The following is a 21,119-nucleotide window of genomic DNA, read 5'->3' as shown; positions in this document are numbered from 1 at the left end:
TATTAATAGTCGCCTAAAGTTTCATTTAATTGTGCCAATGCATCAGCTAATTGCTGATCATTTGGAGCCACTCCGTGCCATTTATGACTGCCCATCATAAAATCAACCCCTGCTCCCATTTCAGTTTTCATCAATATCATGATTGGAGATCCTTGACCTAATAATGATTTAGCATGCGCCAAGGTATTGATAACCTCTTCCATGTCATTACCATCCATGCGCAATACCTGCCAACCAAAAGCCTTATATTTTGCTTCTAAATCACGGTTACTCATGACTTTCTCAGTAGGTCCGTCAATCTGTTGACCATTTTCATCAATAAAAGCGATTAGATTATCCACTTTATGATGTGGGGCATACATGGCTGCTTCCCAAACTTGACCTTCATTTTGTTCCCCATCTCCCATCAAGCAATAAACCGTTGAAGTGTCATTGGATAATTTTTTAGCCTGAGCAGTACCTATGGCCACACTTAAACCTTGTCCTAAGGAACCTGAAGCAATTCTAATTCCTTCTAAATGTTCATGTGGGGTTGGATGACCTTGCAATCTAGAATTTAATTGTCTGAATGTAGCCAGTTCTTTTACAGGAAAATAACCTCTTCTAGCTAAAACACTGTACATAACGGGAGAAATATGTCCATTGGAAAGGTAAAAGACATCTTCTTGATTACCTGACATATTGAAAACAACATTTCCATTGGCATCTTGAGCCAATTTCATGGCATTAAAATATAATCCTACCAATAAATCTGTACAACCTAATGACCCACCAGGGTGGCCTGACTGACAAGCATGAACCTGACGAAGAATATCTCGACGTACTTGGCTAGCTACATTTTTTAATTCTTGTGTTTGCATAAAAATATATTAGTGGATCTGTGACGTATGATTTTTGGTATCCACCTTGGCTATAATATCTGTAATAATTCCGTTTTCATCAATTAAAAAAGTAGTTCTGGCTGTTCCCATGTAAGATTTGCCATACATAGACTTTTCTACCCAAACTCCATATTTATTGACTAATTCATGCTCAGTATCTGCTAAAAGAGAAAAATTTAACTGATACTTTTTCTTAAACTTAGTATGTGCAGCATTAGAATCAACACTAACACCAATCACGCGGTATCCTTTAGAGGATAAATAATCTAAATTTTCATTTAAATTACATGCTTGGGCAGTACATCCTGGAGTGTCATCTTTTGGATAAAAATATAAAACTACTTTTGTCCCTTTTAAGGCTGCTAAATCAACTAAATTACCATCAGAATCGATCATGCTGAATGCAGGAGCTGATTCACCTATTTGTAAACTCATATTAAGAGATGTTTAAATCAAATATTTTTTCGTCATACAAGAAGCCTCTCAATTTGTCTCCTATTTTCACAGGCCCTACCCCAGCAGGTGTTCCAGTAAAGATGTAATCACCTGTTTTAAGAGTAAAATATTGAGAAATATCGGCAATTAATTCACTAATATTCCAAATCATCAGATTGCTTTCACCTGATTGCACTGTACTACCATTGATGTCCAATCGGAAAGGGATAGATTGCTCTAATTCTCCTTCTCTCAATGGACGAATAGCTGAAACAAAGGCAGAACCATTAAAAGCTTTGGATTTCTCCCAAGGTAAGCCCTTTTCTTTTAGTTTAGCTTGTAAATCACGTGCTGTAAAATCAATGCCTAAACCAATGCCATCAATGTACTTGTAGGCAAATTTGGATTCAATATTCTTGCCCACTTTAGAAATACGAAATACCAATTCGATTTCATGGTGGACATCTTGTGAAAAACTCGGATAATAAAAATCCGAGTTTTGATCTAATAGCGCCGTGTCTGGCTTAAGAAATATGACAGGATCCTTCGGTTTCTCGTTAGATAATTCCTTGATATGATCTACATAATTTCTTCCTACACAGATAATTTTCATGTGAAAAAATTATTTCAATACTTCTGAAACCAATTTTGCTGCATCTTTTAATAATACCGCCGAAAATACTTTCAAGCCTGAATTATTGATAATGGCAGCACCTTCTTCTGCATTAGTACCTTGTAAACGTACAATGATAGGCACATTGATTTCTCCTATATTTTTATATGCTTCAACCACACCATTGGCAACACGGTCACAACGTACTATACCACCAAAAATGTTAATCAAAATGGCTTTTACATTCGGATCTTGTAAAATGATGCGGAAACCAGCTTCTACAGTTTTGGCATTCGCTCCACCCCCTACGTCAAGGAAGTTAGCGGGCTCACCACCAGATAATTTAATAATATCCATGGTCGCCATGGCTAAACCAGCACCGTTAACCATACAGCCAACGTTTCCGTCTAATTTAACGTAGTTTAAATCATTTTCAGATGCTTCAACTTCCAAAGGATCTTCTTCAGAAATATCGCGCAATACAGCTAAATCCTTATGACGATACAAAGCATTATCATCTAAATTAACCTTAGCATCAACTGCTAAAATTTTATCATCAGAGGTCTTTAGCACCGGGTTAATTTCAAACATGGAAGAATCTGTTTCCACATACGCTTTGTAAAGCGATTGAATAAATTTCACCATTTCTTTTAATGCTTGACCACTTAAGCCTAACATAAAAGCAATTTTACGTGCTTGAAAATCTTGTAAACCTACACGTGGGTCAATCCACTCTTTAATGATTTTTTCAGGACTATGCTCAGCAACCTCCTCTATATCCATTCCACCTTCTGTAGATGCCATGATAACATTGCATGCACGTCCACGATCTAATAAAATCGATAAATAGTATTCCTTAGGTTCTGAATCGCCAGGATAGTATACATCCTCACTAATTAAAACCTTGTTTACCTTTTTACCTTCAGGACCTGTTTGGTGTGTAATTAATTGCATTCCCAAAATTTGAGAAACGCGCTCTTTTACTTCATCCATGTTCTTGGCAAGTTTTACTCCTCCCCCTTTTCCACGACCACCCGCATGAATCTGAGCCTTAACTACAAACCAACCTGTGCCAGTTTGTGCCTTTAAAGCTTCAGCTGCTGAAGTAGCATCTTCTAACTTGTCAACAACAATACCCTCTTGAATCCTTACCCCGTAACTTTTTAAAATTTCTTTTGCTTGGTATTCGTGAATATTCATTTATCAAAATTTTTATTTCGTGAAATTACTATTTATTTGCCAAACTTTTAAAATCTTATTGTATCAAACGTATTTTCTAAAAAAAAGACAAAAAAATGTTAGAATTAAAAAATATTTCCAAATCCTATGGGACTCAATTAATTCTGGACAACATATCTTTTACCATCAACAACAATGAATTAATTTCCATTTTAGGTCCTTCTGGCTCAGGTAAAAGTACCTTACTTCAAATCATTGGTTTACTTACAAACTACAATTCAGGTGAAATCTACTTAGATGGAATTTCATATACTAGTTTAAATGAACAAGAACAAAGTTTCTTCCGAAACAAAAAAATGGGATTCGTATTTCAATTTCACCATTTGTTAGGTGAATTCACCTGTGAAGAAAACATAAAATTCCCTCTTTACATTCGAGGTGGACAATTGACTGAAGAGGATGAAGAGTTCTATCAAAAGATTGTTCAAAAATTGGGGATCACTTCTATATTAAAAAAATTTCCAGGACAAATTTCAGGTGGAGAACAGCAACGGGTAGCTGTGGCAAGAGCCTTGATCAATCGCCCGAGCCTGTTATTGGCAGATGAACCAACGGGAAATCTGGATAAAAATAATGCTGAGAATCTCTATGATTTGTTTTTAGAATTAAAGCAGGATTGGAATCAACGTATTATCATGGTTACGCATAACGAAGCCCTTACCTATCAATCAGATCAGGTAATTATTTTAAATTCTGGCAAGATTCAATAGGCATTGTCTGACAAAATGTCATAAATTTGTGAATTAATTCAATTATTAATTCATGCAAGATTTAAAAGTACTCTCACCAGAGGAGATAAAAGGATTGGATGAACCAAGAATTTCACCCAGCCAGCAGCAGACGGATTATTCGAAAAAAATCTATTTAGAGAGCTATGGCTGTCAAATGAATTTTGCTGATTCAGAAGTGGTGACGTCCATTTTAATGGAACAAGGTTATTCTACAACGTCTAATATTCAAGAAGCTGATACTATTTTATTAAATACCTGTGCCATTCGTGAAAACGCGGAACAGAAAATCCGTCATCGTTTACAAAGTTTTAAACCACTAAAGGCTAAGAATCCTCATCTAACAGTGGGTATTTTAGGGTGTATGGCGGAGCGTTTAAAAACAAAATTACTAGAGGAAGAAAAAATAGTTGATTTAGTGGCAGGGCCTGATGCATATCGAGATCTCCCTCGTTTATTAGAGGAAATTGAGGATGGCAATAAAGCAGTTAATGTATTTTTATCCAGAGAAGAAACCTATGGTAATATTGAACCTGTAAGACTACATACCAATGGAGTAACGGCATTAGTTAGCATCATGCGTGGATGTAACAATATGTGTTCATTTTGTGTGGTTCCTTATACTAGAGGGCGAGAAAGATCTAGGGATTTACATTCAATTTTGAAAGAATGCTCCAATTTATTTGATTCTGGCTATCGAGAAGTAACACTTTTGGGGCAAAATGTAGATTCCTATCACTGGCAAAATCCTGATACAAAAGAGACCATTAACTTTGCTCAACTATTAGAAAAAGTAGCTCAATTAACCCCTGAACTCCGCGTTAGGTTCTCTACCTCGCATCCCAAAGACATTACTGACGAGGTATTACATACCATGGCAGCCTATGATAATATTTGTAAAAATATTCATCTTCCGGCGCAAAGTGGAAATAATAGAATTTTAGAATTAATGAACCGTACCTATACCCGCGAATGGTATTTGGATCGAATTAAAGCTATAAAGCGAATTTTAGGTGAATCATGTGGTATATCACATGACTTAATTGCCGGTTTCTGTTCTGAAACCGAAGAAGAGCATCAAGATACTTTAAGTTTATTAGAAGAGGTAAAATATGACTTTGGTTATATGTTTTCCTATTCAGAAAGACCAGGAACGCCGGCGGAAAAGAAATTGGTCGATGATGTTCCTGAAGAAATAAAAAAAAGAAGGTTACAAGAAATCATTGATTTACAAAGAATCCACTCTGCTTATAGAAATCAATTGATGTTAGGGACCATTCAACGTGTTTTGGTAGAAGGTGATTCAAAAAAATCAGCTGCTCATCATTTTGGAAGAACTGATAACAATAAAGTGGTTGTTTTTCCAAAAAAAGAAGAAATGAAAGGGAAATTTGTGGATGTTAAAATTACTCATTGTACCTCAGGAACCCTATTAGGTGAATTAATCAATTAATATGGAATCAAATCATCTGAATGCGATCAAAGCCCGTTTTGGGATAATAGGAAACTCCTCTGCCCTATTAAGAGCCATTTCTGTTGCTGAGCAAGTAGCTCCAACGGATATGACGGTATTAATCACGGGTGAAAGTGGATCAGGAAAAGAATCATTTTCAAAAATTATTCATTCCTTGTCGAAAAGAAAACATGGTCAATTCATTGCTGTTAACTGTGGAGCCATCCCAGAGGGGACTATTGATTCAGAATTGTTTGGTCATGAAAAAGGTTCATTTACAGGTGCCATTGAAGCTAGAAAGGGTTATTTTGAGGTAACTGATGGAGGCACTATTTTTTTAGATGAAATAGCTGAAATGCCTTTAGGTACACAAGCTAGGTTGTTGCGTGTCTTAGAAAATGGTGAATTTTATCGAGTGGGTTCTTCTAAAGTACAACGAACCAACACACGTGTGGTAGCTGCCACCAACGTTAACCTTCAGGATGCTATTTCCAGCGGTAAATTTAGAGAAGATTTATATTATAGACTTTGTACTGTGCCTATCTACGTGCCACCTTTAAGAGAGCGTGGCGACGATATTGAATTGTTGTTTAGGAAATTCACCACAGATTTTTCTGAATTGCACCGAGTGAAACCAATTATGCTAACTCGAGAGGCAAAGGATTTACTCCAAAAACAGCGTTTTCCTGGAAATATTAGACAGTTGAAAAATCTAGCTGAACAAATTTCTGTATTAGAGGTCGGTGATCGGATTGTAGATGATTCCAAGCTTCAGTATTATTTGGAATTTAATGAGCCTAAAATCAACTCTTCGGTGATTAAAGGAGACTTTTTTACCAGTCCGGAAGGAATTAATGAAAGAGAAATTCTTTATAAAATTCTATTTGATTTAAAAAGAGACGTCACTGAATTAAAAAAAATATTGTTGAAAGTTATTGAATCTGGCAATGCTAATGCCTACGATATTATTTCAAACAATATGTCTATTTTTGAAGACATCAAACCTGAATTTACTGACCTACAAAAGAATTTAGCGCTTCCTTCTACCCCAAGTGCGGTTGAAGTAAGTCCTAACCCCATTGAAATACATCCTATTAGTAATTCCACACTAGAGGAAGATGTTAATTTCGAAGATGTCAGTGCGCAAGTACAGGATGTAACTTTATCTTTGGAGAAGCAAGAAAAGGAAATTATTATTCGTGCTTTGAAGAAAAATAGAAATAAGCGTAAATATGCGGCTAAAGATTTAGGGATTTCAGAAAGAACCTTATATCGAAAAATTAAACAATATGATTTGGAAGATATTGCCTAAATTGGCTTGGATACTATGTTGCGTGCCTTTATTGAGTGGATGTTATAGTTTCAAAGGAGCTAGTCTTTCTCCAGAACTTAAAACGATTCAAATAAGTAACATTCGCATGGAAACGGCCGGTGGTCCTGCCAATTTAAGTTTGGATGTAAATGAGCGTTTAAAGGAATATTTTCAACGAAATACTTCATTAAAATTAACCAGTCAAGCACCCGATTTATTACTAGAAGGAACTATTGTAGGCTATGAATTAAGTCCTCAAGCACCTACTTCTGATGATAAGGCCGGATTAAACCGATTAACATTAAGAATTCAATTTAGATTGACCAATCGTTTGGATGAGAATAAAAATTTCGATCAAGAGTTTTCATTTTATCAGGACTTTCCTCAGAATCAGACTCTGAATCAAGTTGAAAAGACATTGATTCCCAAACTATTGGATCAAATAATCTTAGATTTATTTAACAAAATAGCGGGAGATTGGTAAGCGATGGAAAATAAGGCACAGGATTTATGGTTTCTCTTAAATAAAATTGATCGAAGCAATTCGAGTCTTCAGCATTCATTTGATGGGGATAAAGAAGCATTCCCCTATTTTTATTTATTGTTTTGGAATGAAAAATTCAATCCTAATCACCAAAAGAAAATTGCCTTAATGTCTTCTTCGAGAAAGCAATATTTTGAATCCATTTTTGACATAGAGGAATTGGCTTCTCCTTATTTTGAAAAAGATAATTTTAAAACGGCCATACCAGATGTCAAGGAGCAATTACAAGTAATCGATGACTTTTTACAAAATCTACCTAGCATTGCTCGTCCTAAAAAGAATTCAAATGATACAGATACTGACATATTGGATTTAGCAGAACTAAAAAATGCCACCCCTATTTCAGAAACTTTTGCCAAAATTCTCGAAAGACAAGAGAAATACGAAAGAGCGATTGAGATGTATGAAAAATTAAGTTTGATTAAACCTGAAAAAAGCCCTTACTTTGCAGCTCGAATTTCCGAATTGAAACATAAATTAAATTAAATAAACAATGTTCACCGTATTAATTTCACTTATAGTATTATTTTCTGCACTTTTAATCATCTTGATTTTGGTTCAAAATCCAAAAGGTGGTGGTATTAGTGGGGAGTTTTCATCTGCAGGTGCCACTCAAATGTTTGGTGTTCAAAAAACAGGTGATTTAGTAGAACAATTAACTTGGGGATTTTCAATTGGTATTTTGGTATTAGTTTTATTGACCAATTTTACTCTATCCTCAGGTACTACCGATGCTACACAGTCAGTTAACGTAGAAAAAGCTGCCGGTAAAACTTTACCAGCTGCCCCTGCTCCTAGCCCTGCTGCACCAGCAAAATAAGTATACTGACAAGAATTGTCGACATACTGACAATTTTACAGCTTATATTTTTTGGCACACATCATGCTGATAAATGGAAAGTCCTTAGATGATAAGGACTTTTTATATGTTAATAACTTAAAATCTATATTATTATGTCAAAATTAAGTATCAAGCCCTTAGCAGATCGGGTTGTTGTTGAGCCTGCTCAAGCTGAAGAAAAAACTGCTTTTGGTATCATTATTCCAGATACTGCTAAAGAGAAACCACAAAAAGGAACGATTGTTGCCGTAGGAAATGGCAAAAAAGATGAGCCTATCACTGTCAATGTAGGTGATTCTGTTTTGTATGGTAAATATTCTGGAACCGAAATTACTATTGACGGTAAAGATTATTTAATCATGCGTGAATCTGACATTTTTGCAGTTTTATAGTTTTCATACTTTAAAATATTTCAACCAGTAAAATTTATTTAACAAAATGGCAAAAGAACTATATTTTGACACCGAGGCGAGAGAAAAAATGAAAAGAGGGGTTGATACCCTTGCAAACGCCGTAAAAGTAACATTAGGACCTAAGGGACGTAATGTTATCATTGATAAAAAATTCGGATCTCCTTCTATTACCAAAGATGGTGTATCTGTAGCAAAAGAAATTGAATTAGAGGACGCTGTTGAAAACATGGGTGCTCAATTGGTGAAGGAAGTAGCATCTAAAACGGCTGACCAAGCTGGAGATGGTACTACTACGGCAACGGTATTGGCTCAATCTATTTACACGATTGGTTCTAAAAACGTAGCTGCAGGTGCTAACCCAATGGATTTGAAGCGTGGTATCGAAAAGGCGGTTGAAGCTATCGTAGGAAACTTGAGAACTCAATCTCGTCCTATCACTACTTCTACTGAGATTGCACAAGTGGCAACTATTTCAGCGAATAACGATGTTGAAATCGGTCAAATGATTTCTTCAGCCATGGAGAAAGTTGGTCGTGAAGGCGTAATTACTGTTGAAGAGGCGCGTGGTACTGAAACTGAAGTAAAAACAGTAGAGGGTATGCAATTCGATCGTGGATATTTATCTGCCTACTTTGTAACTAATACAGACAAAATGGAGGTTGAATTAGAAAAACCTTTCATTTTAATTTCTGAGAAGAAAGTATCTTCTATGAAAGAATTACTTCCTGTATTGGAAGCAGTAGCTCAAACTGGTCGTCCTTTGTTAATCATTTCTGAAGATGTGGATGGTGAGGCATTGGCTACTTTGGTAGTTAATAAAATCCGCGGTGCGCTGAAAGTAGCTGCTGTAAAAGCTCCAGGTTTTGGTGATCGTAGAAAAGCTATGTTAGAAGACATTGCTATCTTAACAGGTGGTACTGTTATCGCTGAAGAAAGAGGTTTCAAATTAGAAAATGCTACTTTGGAATACCTTGGACAAGCTGAGAAGGTAATCATTGACAAAGACAACACTACTGTTGTTAATGGAAATGGTTCTAAAGATGATATCGAAAATCGTGTTAACCAAATCAAAGCTCAAATTGAAAACACGACTTCAGATTATGATCGTGAGAAATTACAAGAGCGTTTAGCTAAGCTTTCTGGTGGTGTGGCTATCCTTTACATTGGTGCTGCTACGGAAGTGGAGATGAAAGAGAAGAAAGACCGCGTAGATGATGCTTTGCATGCTACTAGAGCTGCTGTAGAAGAAGGTATTGTAGCTGGTGGAGGTGTAGCCTTAATTCGTGCTATTAGTGCTTTAGATACGCTTACTGGTGAGAACGAAGACCAAAATACAGGTATCAATATCATTCGTCAAGCGGTAGAATCTCCATTGCGTACTATTGTTTCTAACGCAGGTGGTGAAGGTTCGGTTGTTATCAATGCTGTTAAAGCAGGTAAGGATGACTTCGGATACAATGCACGCGAAGATAAATATGAAAATATGATTGCTGCGGGTATTATTGACCCAACGAAAGTGACTCGTTTAGCTTTAGAAAATGCTGCATCTATCGCAGGATTATTATTAACTACAGAATGCGTTATTGCTGATAAACCAGCAGCTGAACCTGCACATGGTCACGGACCAGGTGGCGGCGGAATGGGCGGCATGATGTAATTTAATTAGATTTTTTAGTGAAAACTCCCCATCTTTGGGGAGTTTTTTTATTACCCAAACTATGAAAAGAATTGCCATTGATATGGATGATGTGCTAGCAGATACATCCTTAAAAATCATTGATCAAATAAATCTACGCCTCCATAAAAATTATAATCATGCTGATTTATTGGAAAGTGATGCCTTAAAATTAGCTTTTTACCAAGATTATCAATCCAATAACCAATTTCTATGGGAACCAGGATTTTTCTTGGACATTGAGGTAAAAGAAGATGCTATCGAAGTTGTCAAACATTTGCAAAAGAAATATGAAATTTTTATCGTTTCGGCGGCTACTGAATTTCCTGAATCCATGAAGGAAAAGTTAATTTGGTTGGATAAACATTTCCCTTTTATTGGCTGGCAACATACGGTATTCTGTGGGCATAAGCACCTTATTCAGGCCGATTATTTAATAGATGATCATGAAAAGAATTTGGTTAGCTTCACAGGAAAACCCATACTCTATTCAGCCTTACATAATCTTCATATACACGAGTACGAACGTGTCAATACTTGGAAGGAAGTGGGTCAAATGTTTTTGTAGTTTATGAATTCTATGCTTCAAGCTAGACTTGCCATTAGTGTTTTATTTTTACTGTGCGGATTAAATTTTGCTTCTTGGGCAATTAGAATTCCCGATTTTAAAGAATTCTTATCCATGTCAGATGCGGAATTAGGTAGTATTCTCATGGGATTACCAATTGGTTCCATGGTTTCTCTTCCAATTGCAGGTTTGTTAATTGCGCGCTTTAATTCCAAGGTAATTTGTCTTTTGGCTGTTATACTTTATGTTATCATTATACCAGCCCTAACGTTTATTTCAAGTTCTTTATTTCTGTTTATTGGTTTATTCGCTTTTGGAATGGCTGGTGATATTTTAAATATTTCCATGAATACCCAAGTGGTTAGTTTAGAGAAAATAACCAATAAAAAAGTCATGTCTTCCTCTCACGCTATTTTTTCGATAGGCCTGATGTTAGGCTCGATAGTAGGAGGATATTTAATTAAATATGATATCACATTAAAGCAACATTACTATTTAATTGCACTCTGTAATTTGTTTTCTATTTTGGCTATTTATCGATATTTATTAACTGATTCTACACAAAATGATGAAGAAAATGTAGAAGTAAAAGCCAAATTTAAATTAAACAAATACCTTATAATCCTCTCCTTTGTGGCCTTTTGTGGCATGCTTTGTGAAGGAGCTATGGCTGATTGGATCAGTTTGTATTTCAAATCATTACCTGATTTATCTGGTTTCCCATTTACCATCGGTTTTTCTTCGTTCGCATTCTCCATGGTTATAGGTAGATTATTGGGCGACTGGGCTGCCAAACATGTATCAGTACGCAATATCTTACTGATTAATGGTCTGTTAATTGCTCTTGGAATGACTATAACGGTCCTATTTTCCCAAGTATTTATTTTAATATTTGGATGTTTTATCACAGGTCTAGGAATCTCTACCATTGTTCCCATGATTTACTCTCAAGCAGGGAATACTCGTGACACCTCTCCTGCCATGGCTATTGCAGCCGTCTCCACCATAGCCTATGTAGGCTTCATGTTAGGCCCGGTTGTCATTGGTTTTTTATCTGAATATTATGGTCTCAATCGAGCATTGATCCTCTTAATAATCCTAGGAGTGTTAGCAAGCGGTATCAGTAAGTTTGCTTTAAGTAAGGAATAGCTTGCCTTCTAATTGAATAATTTATATATTTAATTATCTTTAATTAATAATCAATTTATTATTTCATTGATATGAATAAACACGTCATATTCTGGTCTATAACTGTAGGTTTGGGAGGAATGTTATTTGGTCTAGATGTAGCAGTCATTTCTGGCGCAGAATTAGCTATTCAAAAATTGTGGCACTTAGATAGTTGGACCCACGGTTTAGCGGTGGCTACGGCTTTATACGGTACAGTAGTTGGAGCTGCTTTAGGTGGAATACCTGCCGATCGATATGGTAGAAAACAAACACTTTTGTGGATAGGCATTAGTTTCTTTGTATCATCTCTTGGCGCAGCTTTAGCTACAGACGTGAATCTTTTTATGTTATTTAGATTTTTAGGGGGCCTAGGAATTGGTGCCTCGTCGGTGGTTGCCCCTATTTATATATCTGAAATTGCTCCCCCACAGCATCGTGGAAAATTGGTTATTTCATTTCAGTTAAATGTGGTTTTGGGTATATTATTGGCCTATATTTCCAATTATTTACTTCAAGGTGGTGATGACGATTGGCGCTATATGTTAGGTATGGTGGCTATACCAAGTTTATTATTTTCATTTTTGATACTATTTACTCCAGAAACACCTCAATTCTTATTACTGAAACGAAATGATGAAGTCGGAGCATTAAAGGTGTTGACATTGGCTGATCCAGATCCTGAGGGAACATTGAAACGCATTATGGATAATGCCAAAGCACAAATTAAAAAAGAGCATTTATTCTCAAAAAAGTTTTTTACTCCTTTGCTCCTATCCTTTCTATTTGCCTTTTTTAACCAGATGTCGGGCATAAATGCCATTATCTATTATGCTCCTAGGATTTATGAATTAACAGGTTTGGGAAAAGAAAGTGCTTTGCTTTCAACCGCTGGAATCGGTGTTGCTAACCTATTATTTACGCTCATGGGATGGTATTTTATTGATAAAATCGGAAGAAGAATATTGATGTATATTGGCTCGGTTGGTTACATAGTTTCATTAGGCTTAATCGCCTATTCATTTTATCAAGAATCCTATGCCTTAGTTCCAATCTATATCTTTATGTTCATTGCTTCACACGCCATTGGTCAGGGATCGGTAATTTGGGTCTTTATATCTGAAATCTTCCCCAATTCGGTACGGGCATCAGGCATGGCATGGGGTTCTTTGACCCATTGGTTATTAGCTGCATTAGTTGCTAATTTCTTCCCAATTTTAACCGAAAATTTTGGAGGTACATTTATATTTAGTCTTTTCGGAATTATGATGGTTGGGCAATTCTTTTACGTCATGTTTATGATGCCTGAGACAAAAGGTGCATCCTTAGAAGATATCGAAAAGCAAATCATTGTTCATTAAATGAAATGTGCATTTAGACGGATAAGTCTAGATGAACATTTAACCAACCAGCATCAAATTTGACTCCATATTTGTTGTAAAATTGAATAGCAGGTTCATTCCAGTCCAAAACTTGCCACATCATACCAGTGCATTTTGTGCGTTTGGCTTCGAGAATAGCTTCGTCTAATAACATTTTTCCTAAACCCAAAGAACGAAATTCTTCTTTGATGAATAAATCCTCTAGATAAAATCTCTTTCCTTTCCAGGTCGAAAAACGAAAATACCAAAGGGAAAAACCTGCTAATTTCCCGTCGTAATAAATCAAATTTGAAGCAAAAATGGGATTTTCTTTAAATCCATTTTCCACATAATCTTGCCAAGTGGAACTTACTTCCTCCGGTGCCTTTTCAAATAAAGCTAATTCTTTAACTAAACCATAAATAGCAGGAACATCATCTATTCCAGCCTTTCTAATTTCTATTTGCGCCATGATTGGTTACTTCTCTTAATCGATATAAAACTTCCCGGATATCTTCAGGAAAATCTTGCTCAAAATAAATTCGTTCATTCTTTTTAGGATGATCAAATCCTAATGAAAAAGCATGTAAAGCTTGACGAGAACAAAGCTTCATGATATTGGCTGCAAAGGTTTTAAAATTAGCTATAGAACTCATATAACGAATTTTATCACCACCATAGGCAGCATCTGATAATAAAGGATGTCCAATTGACGCAGCATGAGCCCTAATTTGATGTGTTCTACCTGTTTCTAAATTAAATCTAACTAAAGAACAGAAAACAAAAGATTCCATTACCTCATAATGTGTAATGGCTAATTTACCATGCTCCGCATCTTCAGGAAACATCATCATTACCTTTCGATCTCGTGGACTACGATCTATTTTACCCCGTAGAGTTGCTTTGCTTTCTTTGGGTACACCCCAACAAATTGCATAATAGGTTCTGTCAATGGTATGGTCAAAAAACTGCCTAGCTAAATGATTTAACGAAAACTCAGATTTTGCTACTACCAAAATCCCTGATGTATCCTTGTCAATTCGATGAACTAAACCTGGACGAATATCCCCTTTTCCTGGTAAATTTTGGCAATGGTACAATAAAGCATTAACCAAAGTACCTTCCCAATTGCCATGAGCGGGATGAACAACCATACCAGAAGGCTTATTGATCAATATTAGCTCTTCATCTTCATAAATAATATCTAAGGGAATATTTTCAGCAATAATGTCTTTATCTCTTGGCGGATGAGAAAAAGACACGACAATTTCATCCAAAGGCTTGACCTTGTAATTGGATTTGATTTGCAAACCATTAACTTTTACTGAACCAGATTCAATACCGGCTTGTATTTTGGACCTGGTAGCATTCGAAATTTTTAGAAGTAGGTATTTATCTATTCTAAGTAATTGTTGACCTTTGTCCACCGTGAAATTGAAATGTTCGAACAAATCATCTTCACTCTCAATGGGATCTATTTCATTATCTATGGACATATCTGTTTTTGAAAATTCATATTTGCTATTACCCTCACCTATTATTGAATTATTCCATCCATTATGGACAGAACAAGAAATCAGGCTTTTTATGAAGCGAGATGATTTGATTCACCCCACGGTTTCAGGCAATAAGTGGCGCAAATTAAAGGAATATATTCGTATCGCCCAAGATAATCCCAAAAAGGGAATTATTAGTTTCGGTGGAGCCTATTCCAACCATTTATATGCCTTGGCCTTTGTTTGCCATAAATTAAAAATTCCATGTATAGGAATAATTAGAGGTGAGGAATTAAATGCCTCAAGTAATACCTATTTAACACAAATAGAAGCATGGGGAATGATTTTACACTTTGTGGATAGAAGTGATTATCGAGAAAAAATTATCCCTAATCAAATACAAAAAGAAGACTATTGGATAATTCCTGAGGGAGGATATTCAAAAGAAGGCATCATGGGGCTTAAAGATTTGGTGGACGAAATTCATGCAAGTTTAAAACCTGATTATTTAATTAGTGCCGTTGGAACAGGAACCACAATTTTAGGCCTAGCCCAATATTCAAACCTGAATACCATTGGTATTCTTTGTTTAAACAATGAGGAAGAAATTAAAAATCATATACTTGAACAAGAACTCATACTTCCCAAGCTTCAGTTAAACAAGGAATATGTTTTTGGTAAATATGCCTCTATGCCTCCCGAATTATTAGAATTTTGTCAGTATTTCCAAGATCAATTTCAGATACCAATAGAACCAACATACACTGGTAAAATGATGTTTGGAATTTTTGATATGCTCAAAAAAAAGTACTTCCCGGCAGGAAGTACTCTCGTTTGTTTACATACTGGAGGAATCAAATAAATTATCCAACAGATCCTTCTAAGGAAATAGCTAATAATTTCTGAGCCTCAACAGCAAATTCCATGGGTAATTGGTTTAACACTTCTTTGGCATAACCATTTACGATTAAAGCTATGGCTGTTTCAGTAGATAAACCTCGTTGATTACAATAGAAAATTTGGTCTTCACCAATTTTTGATGTTGTCGCCTCATGTTCTACCGAAGCCGTATTATTTTTAACTTCCAAATAAGGGAAAGTATGAGCACCACAACGATCACCTAATAATAGTGAATCACATTGTGAATAATTTTTAGCTGAATCAGCTCTTTTCGCCACTTGAACTAAACCACGATAGGAGTTTTGAGAGACACCGGCTGAAATACCTTTAGATACGATTCGAGATTTGGTATGCTTTCCTAGGTGAATCATTTTGGTTCCTGTATCAGCTTGCTGGTGATTATTAGTCACTGCCACGGAATAAAACTCCCCAATAGAGTAATCTCCTTTAAGTATGACCGACGGATATTTCCAAGTAACGGCTGAACCAGTTTCAACCTGTGTCCAAGATAATTTAGCATGTGCACCATCACAGATGCCACGTTTAGTTACAAAATTATAAATACCACCTTTGCCCTCTTTATCTCCTGGATACCAGTTTTGAACGGTAGAATATTTCACTTCTGCTCCAGCATGAACAAATATTTCAACAACTGCAGCATGCAATTGGTTTTCATCGCGCATAGGTGCGGTGCATCCCTCTAAATAACTAACATAAGAATCCTCATCTGCTACAATCAACGTGCGCTCAAATTGACCAGTACCTGCAGCATTAATACGGAAATAGGTAGAAAGCTCCATAGGGCAACGAACGCCCTTTGGTATATAACAGAAAGAGCCATCTGAAAACACAGCGGCATTTAGAGCGGCGAAGTAATTATCCTTAACCGGAACTACACTACCTAAATATTTCTTAATTAAATCAGGATGCTCGCGTACTGCTTCTGAAATAGAGCAAAAAATAATTCCTTTTTCTGCTAATGTTTCTTTAAAGGTAGTAGCAACGGACACTGAATCAATAACTGCATCAACTGCTACATTGGATAAACGTTTTTGTTCATCCAGTGAAATCCCTAATTTTTCAAAAGTCCGTCGAAGTTCGGGATCTATTTCATCTAAGGAATTTAACTGCTTTTTTGGCTTAGGTGCCGAATAATATTTCAAGCTTTGGTAATCCGTTGGGGTATAAGTCACATTGGCCCAAGTTGGCTCTTGTATGGTCTTCCAATAACGAAAGGCCGCCAATCTCCATTCAAACATCCATTCAGGTTCATTCTTCTTATCAGAAATAAATCGAATGGTGCTCTCATCTAAACCAATAGGAGCTTCATCTGTGTCAAAATGAGATTCAAATCCGTATTTGTAATCGGAACTTGTTACTTCTTGTAAAATGTCATCTACCTTTTCTGCCATAACCATTGTTTCTTAAGAAGCACAAAATTACAAAGCAAAATTTAGTTATGTAAGCATTTAATTAGAACTATTCTAAATAAGTTAAAATAATGGTGTATTTCTAATCAAACTTTCTTCCAATGAAATAAAGGTTTCAGTCCGTTGAATTCCAGTTACACGCTGAATCTTATCATGTAACACTTCCCTTAAATGCTGGGTATCTCGACAAATTATCTTAGCAAATATGGAATAAATACCTGTCGTATAGTGAATATTAACCACTTCTGGTATCTTTTCTAATTGTTTAGCTACATCTTCATACAGGGAACTTTTATCTAAATATATACCTAAAAAGGCAGTGATGTCCCAGCCAATTTTTGAATAATCTATTAATAGTTGGGCTCCTTTTACTATACCTAAGGCCTCCATTTTTTTCATTCTGACATGTACTGTACCGCCAGAAACGTCTAAACGCTGTCCGATTTCAGTATAAGGTAGATTGGAGTCTCTCACTAAAATTTCTAAAATCTTATAATCCAAAGGATCTAAATCGAATTTCTTATCCATAATATTTTCAACAAATTGATATTATTTTTAAAAATTACTCAAAAAAATTAGAATTTCTTTAAATAATTTTGAAAAATTAAAAATGATTTATAATTTTGTAGTGTAATAATTACAAAGGTAAATATTATTTCACTGTAGGGTGATGAAATTGGCAGACGTGCCCTCCTGTCTCGGGGGTGGTGAGTTCGGGATAAACGTAGCGTAATGGGTTGACCACTAAATCACTTCTGCGATATGGCTAACCGCACCTTGGAGGTTCGAATCCTTCTCCTACAGCATTTTTATTATTTGGTTTTTAGTTTGTTGATGAAGTGTAATGTTAAAAGCAATTCTATTTTAGAATTGCTTTTTTATTTGAATAATAGTCTATAAATTTGGTAGATAATTCACCTTAAACCCCTATCGCTATGTCATTAAGATTAGGAGATATTGCGCCAGATTTCAGCGCTGAAACAACCCAAGGACCTATAAATTTTCACGAATGGATTGGAAATTCATGGGTATTGTTTTTTAGTCACCCAGCTGACTTCACTCCTGTTTGTACAACTGAACTAGGAAAAACAGCATTATTAAATGGAGAATTTAGTAAAAGAGGTGTTAAGGCCATTGCCATTTCGGTTGATAGTCTTGATTCTCACAACAAGTGGGTACCGGATATTGAGGAAGTAAATCATGTACAGGTTAACTTTCCGATTATTGCAGACCCAGAGAAAAAGGTAGCACTTTTATATGACATGATACATCCAAATGCATCTGAAAAAGCTACAGTTCGTTCGGTATTTATTATTGGGCCAGATAAAAAGATTAAATTAACTTTAACCTATCCGGCTTCTACAGGTAGAAATTTCACTGAAATTTTGCGCGTGATAGATTCTTTACAATTAACGGCAAACTATCAAGTTGCTACACCAGCAGACTGGGTTAATGGCGAAGATGTTATCATTACTCCTGCTGTTTCTAACGAAGAAGCGGTTAGCAAATTTCCAAAAGGATTTACGACCGTAAAACCATATTTGAGAAAAACACCACAGCCAAATCTATAAGATTTTGTAAATTTGGTGCTCAATCCAACTACATTGAAGAAAAGAACTCAGCTTATTGTTAGTCTATTTATTGTACTAATATTTTGTTGGGTTCTTTTTTTTATTTTAAATGCTTTGACCAAAGATGAAGGGCATCAGTTTTCGTACAGTGATGCCGTTCAAATAGAAGTTCCTCAAAAACACCCCATTCATGGAATCGATGTTTCCCATCACAATGGTAATGTACCTTGGAACCATTTGAGTGAATTGGACTTATTTGACACAGTTTCCTTAAAATTTGTATTTATTAAAGCTACCGAAGGTAGAAGTTTACAGGATCCAAATTTTGAAGTAAACTGGCAAAAAGCCAAGCAAAAGGGATTAATTGCAGGAGCTTATCATTTTTATATTCCTACTCGAGACCCCATTCAGCAAGCTAAGAATTTTTGTAAAATGGTTCAATTGGAAGAAGGAGACTTACCCCCTGTTTGTGATATTGAGGTTACCAATCAGGTGAATCATCAAAAACTTAGAAAAGATATTAAAGCTTTTTTAGATTATTTGAGCGAACATTATCATACCAAACCTATATTATATACCAATGTAAGAATGTACTCCGATTTATTTAAAAATGAGGAGTTTACCGACTTCCCTTTGTGGTTAGCCAGCTATGAATCGAATACGATTGTAGAGGCAGATAATCTGCGTTTTTGGCAATATAGCAAGCAAGGGAAGCTTGAAGGAAATTCCAAATCTTGGGATTATAATGTATTTTTGGGCGATCATTCAGATTTTGCTTCCATGCTAATTAAATAAATAATATGCTTTCTACCATTAATTTCACCCAAACCACTGCCTACCAAAAGTTATTAACTGACAAAAAAAGATTAGAAACTCATTCTATTTCAAGCCTATTTCAGTCAGATAAGGAAAGACAAAAAAAGTATAGTTTATACTTTAACGATATATTCATTGACTATTCGAAAAACATCCTCGATGAGGAAACCTTTGAACACCTAATTAAATTGGCCAAGGAATGTCAATTAGAATCTGCTATTCAAGCCCAATTAAGTGGCGATATCATCAATCAAACGGAAGGAAGAGCCGTTTTGCATACAGCACTTAGGAAACCCAAGGGTCAAGCTCAATATTTACAGGGAGTTGATATCAATGCTGATATCCATCAAGTTAGGGCTCATATGAAAGAATTTTCAGAACAAGTTATTTCGGGTTCTTGGAAAGGATTTACAAATAAAAGCATTACAGATGTCGTAAATATTGGAATTGGGGGCTCAGATCTTGGTCCAGTGATGGTCACTGAAGCATTAAAGCCTTACAAAACGCATTTAAATGTTCATTTTGTAAGTAATGTAGATGGGACGCACATCGCTGAAACATTAAAAAAAGTAAATCCAGAGACAACTTTATTTTTAATTGCTTCCAAAACATTTACCACACAAGAAACCATGGCTAATGCCTTTACGGCGAGAGATTGGTTTTTAAAAACAGCCCAAGATGAGCAAGCTGTATCGAAGCATTTTGTCGCTTTGTCTACCAATAAAACCCAAGTTGAAAAGTTTGGCATTGATTCTGCCAATATGTTCGCATTTTGGGATTGGGTAGGTGGTCGATATTCACTTTGGTCTGCCATTGGTTTATCCATCTGCCTTTCCATAGGTTATGATAATTTTGAAGCATTATTGGATGGAGCATATGAAATGGATTTGCACTTAGCTAATTCCCCATTGGAATCAAATGCTCCGGTCATTTTGGCTTTATTGGGAATTTGGTATGTCAATTTTTGGAATGCCCCTACCCAGGCTATATTACCTTACGACCAATACATGCATCGATTTGCGGCCTATTTCCAGCAAGGAGATATGGAATCTAATGGAAAAACCGTAGATAGAACAGGTAAAAGAGTTACTTATGCTACGGGGCCTGTAATTTGGGGAGAGCCTGGTACCAATGGACAACATGCATTTTATCAGTTGATTCATCAAGGTACGCAGATGATTCCGGCAGATTTTATTGCTCCAGCCAAAACCCATAATCCTATTGGCAATCATCATACTCTATTAATGTCTAATTTCTTTGCACAAACAGAGGCGTTAATGAATGGTAAATCCTTGGAGGTAGTTAAATCTGAATTATCAAAAGCAGGATTAGACGATTCCGCTATTGAAAAATTAGCTCCATTTAAAGTATTTGAAGGGAATAAACCTACTAATTCCATCCTTGCTAAAGAAATTAACCCTAAAACATTAGGCGCCTTAATAGCCATGTACGAGCATAAAATATTTGTCCAGGGCGTTATTTGGAATATATTTAGTTATGATCAATGGGGTGTAGAGCTAGGAAAACAATTAGCTAATTCCATTTTACCTGAACTAGAAAATGATAGTCAAATCGTAAGCCATGATAGTTCTACCAACGGATTAATCAATCAATTTAAGGCTTGGAAGTAAGACTAATTTGAATCGTGATTTTAAAAAGCCAGGATTGAATTCCTG

The 21,119-nt window shown here is 35.8% G+C and carries 23 protein-coding genes; 15 read left to right on the top strand and 8 right to left on the bottom strand.

All coding sequences use genetic code 11. The annotated features are described in order from the left end of the window. Positions 1 to 2: 2 nt before the first annotated feature. From ACST15_RS01240 to sucC, 4 genes are read right to left on the bottom strand one after another with little or no spacing between them, the layout of a single operon-like run. Positions 3 to 860 carry a transketolase gene (locus tag ACST15_RS01240; protein WP_459452836.1) on the bottom strand — a complete coding sequence of 286 codons (858 nt, stop codon included), beginning with the start codon at positions 858 to 860 and terminating at the stop codon, positions 3 to 5. 9 nt (positions 861 to 869) lie between these two features. Continuing rightward, positions 870 to 1,316 carry a thioredoxin-dependent thiol peroxidase gene (gene bcp, locus ACST15_RS01235; RefSeq protein ID WP_459452835.1) on the bottom strand — a complete coding sequence of 149 codons (447 nt, stop codon included), beginning with the start codon at positions 1,314 to 1,316 and terminating at the stop codon, positions 870 to 872. Between the two features lies 1 nt (position 1,317). Continuing rightward, positions 1,318 to 1,929, bottom strand: coding sequence for a fumarylacetoacetate hydrolase family protein (locus ACST15_RS01230; RefSeq protein WP_459452834.1), 612 nt, complete (start codon positions 1,927 to 1,929; stop codon positions 1,318 to 1,320). A gap of 9 nt (positions 1,930 to 1,938) precedes the next feature. Then, positions 1,939 to 3,129 (bottom strand): ADP-forming succinate--CoA ligase subunit beta, encoded by a 1,191-nt coding sequence (gene sucC / locus ACST15_RS01225; protein ID WP_459452833.1) that lies wholly within the window; start codon positions 3,127 to 3,129, stop codon positions 1,939 to 1,941. Between the two features lie 95 nt (positions 3,130 to 3,224). On the opposite strand from sucC, the gene ACST15_RS01220 reads away from it, so the two are divergent. From ACST15_RS01220 to ACST15_RS01170, 11 genes are all read left to right on the top strand, one after another. Continuing rightward, positions 3,225 to 3,878 (top strand): ABC transporter ATP-binding protein, encoded by a 654-nt coding sequence (locus tag ACST15_RS01220; RefSeq protein WP_459452832.1) that lies wholly within the window; start codon positions 3,225 to 3,227, stop codon positions 3,876 to 3,878. Positions 3,879 to 3,930: 52 nt separating this feature from the next. Further along, a complete protein-coding gene (gene miaB, locus ACST15_RS01215) occupies positions 3,931 to 5,349 on the top strand; it encodes a tRNA (N6-isopentenyl adenosine(37)-C2)-methylthiotransferase MiaB (RefSeq protein WP_459452831.1) in 1,419 nt (472 codons plus the stop codon). Position 5,350: 1 nt separating this feature from the next. Beyond that, positions 5,351 to 6,661: a sigma-54 interaction domain-containing protein gene (locus tag ACST15_RS01210; protein ID WP_459452830.1), complete on the top strand. Its 1,311-nt coding sequence runs from the start codon at positions 5,351 to 5,353 to the stop codon at positions 6,659 to 6,661. Further along, positions 6,639 to 7,145 carry an LptE family protein gene (locus ACST15_RS01205; RefSeq protein ID WP_459452829.1) on the top strand — a complete coding sequence of 169 codons (507 nt, stop codon included), beginning with the start codon at positions 6,639 to 6,641 and terminating at the stop codon, positions 7,143 to 7,145. Before ACST15_RS01210 ends, ACST15_RS01205 begins: the two co-directional genes overlap by 23 nt. A 3-nt stretch (positions 7,146 to 7,148) precedes the next feature. Then, positions 7,149 to 7,691 carry a hypothetical protein gene (locus tag ACST15_RS01200; protein ID WP_459452828.1) on the top strand — a complete coding sequence of 181 codons (543 nt, stop codon included), beginning with the start codon at positions 7,149 to 7,151 and terminating at the stop codon, positions 7,689 to 7,691. A 7-nt stretch (positions 7,692 to 7,698) separates the two neighbouring features. Continuing rightward, entirely contained in the window at positions 7,699 to 8,025 is a 327-nt protein-coding gene (secG, locus tag ACST15_RS01195; RefSeq protein WP_459452827.1) for a preprotein translocase subunit SecG, read from the top strand. Positions 8,026 to 8,159: 134 nt separating this feature from the next. Next, on the top strand, positions 8,160 to 8,438 hold the full coding sequence (locus ACST15_RS01190) for a co-chaperone GroES (RefSeq protein ID WP_109322939.1): 279 nt from the start codon (positions 8,160 to 8,162) through the stop codon (positions 8,436 to 8,438). 46 nt (positions 8,439 to 8,484) lie between these two features. Next, positions 8,485 to 10,116, top strand: a complete 1,632-nt coding sequence (groL, locus tag ACST15_RS01185) for a chaperonin GroEL (RefSeq protein ID WP_109322938.1) — start codon at positions 8,485 to 8,487, stop codon at positions 10,114 to 10,116. A 61-nt stretch (positions 10,117 to 10,177) separates the two neighbouring features. Then, complete coding sequence (locus tag ACST15_RS01180) at positions 10,178 to 10,702, top strand: 5' nucleotidase, NT5C type (protein WP_459452826.1); 525 nt, start codon at positions 10,178 to 10,180, stop codon at positions 10,700 to 10,702. A gap of 3 nt (positions 10,703 to 10,705) precedes the next feature. After that, positions 10,706 to 11,851 (top strand): MFS transporter, encoded by a 1,146-nt coding sequence (locus ACST15_RS01175; protein ID WP_459452825.1) that lies wholly within the window; start codon positions 10,706 to 10,708, stop codon positions 11,849 to 11,851. A 65-nt stretch (positions 11,852 to 11,916) separates the two neighbouring features. Further along, positions 11,917 to 13,230, top strand: coding sequence for a sugar porter family MFS transporter (locus ACST15_RS01170; RefSeq protein WP_459453231.1), 1,314 nt, complete (start codon positions 11,917 to 11,919; stop codon positions 13,228 to 13,230). A 13-nt stretch (positions 13,231 to 13,243) separates the two neighbouring features. On the opposite strand, the gene ACST15_RS01165 is transcribed toward ACST15_RS01170, so the two are convergent. Both ACST15_RS01165 and ACST15_RS01160 read right to left on the bottom strand, forming a co-directional pair. Next, on the bottom strand, positions 13,244 to 13,702 hold the full coding sequence (locus tag ACST15_RS01165) for an N-acetyltransferase family protein (RefSeq protein WP_459452824.1): 459 nt from the start codon (positions 13,700 to 13,702) through the stop codon (positions 13,244 to 13,246). Then, positions 13,683 to 14,726, bottom strand: a complete 1,044-nt coding sequence (locus ACST15_RS01160; protein ID WP_459452823.1) for an RluA family pseudouridine synthase — start codon at positions 14,724 to 14,726, stop codon at positions 13,683 to 13,685. Before ACST15_RS01160 ends, ACST15_RS01165 begins: the two co-directional genes overlap by 20 nt. Between ACST15_RS01160 and ACST15_RS01155 the strand changes: the two genes are divergently transcribed. Then, the gene (locus ACST15_RS01155; RefSeq protein ID WP_459452822.1) at positions 14,719 to 15,588 is read left to right on the top strand and encodes a 1-aminocyclopropane-1-carboxylate deaminase/D-cysteine desulfhydrase; all 870 of its coding nucleotides are present in this window, start codon (positions 14,719 to 14,721) and stop codon (positions 15,586 to 15,588) included. The two genes, ACST15_RS01160 and ACST15_RS01155, sit on opposite strands and share 8 nt — an antisense overlap. A 1-nt stretch (position 15,589) precedes the next feature. Here the strand turns inward: ACST15_RS01155 and sufB are convergent, their stop codons facing one another. Together sufB and ACST15_RS01145 are read right to left on the bottom strand one after the other, a co-directional pair. Then, positions 15,590 to 17,038, bottom strand: a complete 1,449-nt coding sequence (gene sufB, locus ACST15_RS01150; protein WP_459452821.1) for a Fe-S cluster assembly protein SufB — start codon at positions 17,036 to 17,038, stop codon at positions 15,590 to 15,592. An 81-nt stretch (positions 17,039 to 17,119) separates the two neighbouring features. Then, positions 17,120 to 17,584 carry an Lrp/AsnC ligand binding domain-containing protein gene (locus ACST15_RS01145; RefSeq protein WP_459452820.1) on the bottom strand — a complete coding sequence of 155 codons (465 nt, stop codon included), beginning with the start codon at positions 17,582 to 17,584 and terminating at the stop codon, positions 17,120 to 17,122. A gap of 407 nt (positions 17,585 to 17,991) precedes the next feature. On the opposite strand from ACST15_RS01145, the gene ACST15_RS01140 reads away from it, so the two are divergent. The 3 genes from ACST15_RS01140 (at position 17,992) to pgi (ending at position 21,074) form a co-directional block, all read left to right on the top strand. Beyond that, positions 17,992 to 18,627: a peroxiredoxin gene (locus ACST15_RS01140; protein ID WP_459452819.1), complete on the top strand. Its 636-nt coding sequence runs from the start codon at positions 17,992 to 17,994 to the stop codon at positions 18,625 to 18,627. A 114-nt stretch (positions 18,628 to 18,741) separates the two neighbouring features. Next, positions 18,742 to 19,422, top strand: a complete 681-nt coding sequence (locus tag ACST15_RS01135; protein WP_459452818.1) for a glycoside hydrolase family 25 protein — start codon at positions 18,742 to 18,744, stop codon at positions 19,420 to 19,422. Between the two features lie 5 nt (positions 19,423 to 19,427). Beyond that, positions 19,428 to 21,074 carry a glucose-6-phosphate isomerase gene (pgi, locus tag ACST15_RS01130; protein WP_459452817.1) on the top strand — a complete coding sequence of 549 codons (1,647 nt, stop codon included), beginning with the start codon at positions 19,428 to 19,430 and terminating at the stop codon, positions 21,072 to 21,074. Positions 21,075 to 21,119 lie beyond the last annotated feature (45 nt).

Source organism: Aquirufa sp. Wall-65K1 (genome assembly GCF_054558475.1).
The sequence above is the reverse complement of the archived record's forward strand: the minus strand, read 5'-3'. Positions and strand labels throughout refer to the sequence as shown.

What these genes read in the sequence shown, in the direction of transcription:
- sucC (WP_459452833.1), bottom strand. Translation starts at nt 3,129, where the DNA reads ATGAATATTCACGAATACCAAGCAAAAGAAATTTTAAAAAGTTACGGG.
- ACST15_RS01220 (WP_459452832.1), top strand. Translation starts at nt 3,225, where the DNA reads ATGTTAGAATTAAAAAATATTTCCAAATCCTATGGGACTCAATTAATT.
- ACST15_RS01200 (WP_459452828.1), top strand. Translation starts at nt 7,149, where the DNA reads ATGGAAAATAAGGCACAGGATTTATGGTTTCTCTTAAATAAAATTGAT.
- ACST15_RS01230 (WP_459452834.1), bottom strand. Translation starts at nt 1,929, where the DNA reads ATGAAAATTATCTGTGTAGGAAGAAATTATGTAGATCATATCAAGGAA.
- sufB (WP_459452821.1), bottom strand. Translation starts at nt 17,038, where the DNA reads ATGGCAGAAAAGGTAGATGACATTTTACAAGAAGTAACAAGTTCCGAT.
- ACST15_RS01205 (WP_459452829.1), top strand. Translation starts at nt 6,639, where the DNA reads ATGATTTGGAAGATATTGCCTAAATTGGCTTGGATACTATGTTGCGTG.
- ACST15_RS01160 (WP_459452823.1), bottom strand. Translation starts at nt 14,726, where the DNA reads ATGTCCATAGATAATGAAATAGATCCCATTGAGAGTGAAGATGATTTG.
- secG (WP_459452827.1), top strand. Translation starts at nt 7,699, where the DNA reads ATGTTCACCGTATTAATTTCACTTATAGTATTATTTTCTGCACTTTTA.
- ACST15_RS01175 (WP_459452825.1), top strand. Translation starts at nt 10,706, where the DNA reads ATGAATTCTATGCTTCAAGCTAGACTTGCCATTAGTGTTTTATTTTTA.
- ACST15_RS01210 (WP_459452830.1), top strand. Translation starts at nt 5,351, where the DNA reads ATGGAATCAAATCATCTGAATGCGATCAAAGCCCGTTTTGGGATAATA.
- ACST15_RS01180 (WP_459452826.1), top strand. Translation starts at nt 10,178, where the DNA reads ATGAAAAGAATTGCCATTGATATGGATGATGTGCTAGCAGATACATCC.
- groL (WP_109322938.1), top strand. Translation starts at nt 8,485, where the DNA reads ATGGCAAAAGAACTATATTTTGACACCGAGGCGAGAGAAAAAATGAAA.
- ACST15_RS01155 (WP_459452822.1), top strand. Translation starts at nt 14,719, where the DNA reads ATGGACATATCTGTTTTTGAAAATTCATATTTGCTATTACCCTCACCT.
- ACST15_RS01165 (WP_459452824.1), bottom strand. Translation starts at nt 13,702, where the DNA reads ATGGCGCAAATAGAAATTAGAAAGGCTGGAATAGATGATGTTCCTGCT.
- miaB (WP_459452831.1), top strand. Translation starts at nt 3,931, where the DNA reads ATGCAAGATTTAAAAGTACTCTCACCAGAGGAGATAAAAGGATTGGAT.
- ACST15_RS01145 (WP_459452820.1), bottom strand. Translation starts at nt 17,584, where the DNA reads ATGGATAAGAAATTCGATTTAGATCCTTTGGATTATAAGATTTTAGAA.
- ACST15_RS01190 (WP_109322939.1), top strand. Translation starts at nt 8,160, where the DNA reads ATGTCAAAATTAAGTATCAAGCCCTTAGCAGATCGGGTTGTTGTTGAG.
- bcp (WP_459452835.1), bottom strand. Translation starts at nt 1,316, where the DNA reads ATGAGTTTACAAATAGGTGAATCAGCTCCTGCATTCAGCATGATCGAT.
- pgi (WP_459452817.1), top strand. Translation starts at nt 19,428, where the DNA reads ATGCTTTCTACCATTAATTTCACCCAAACCACTGCCTACCAAAAGTTA.
- ACST15_RS01240 (WP_459452836.1), bottom strand. Translation starts at nt 860, where the DNA reads ATGCAAACACAAGAATTAAAAAATGTAGCTAGCCAAGTACGTCGAGAT.
- ACST15_RS01140 (WP_459452819.1), top strand. Translation starts at nt 17,992, where the DNA reads ATGTCATTAAGATTAGGAGATATTGCGCCAGATTTCAGCGCTGAAACA.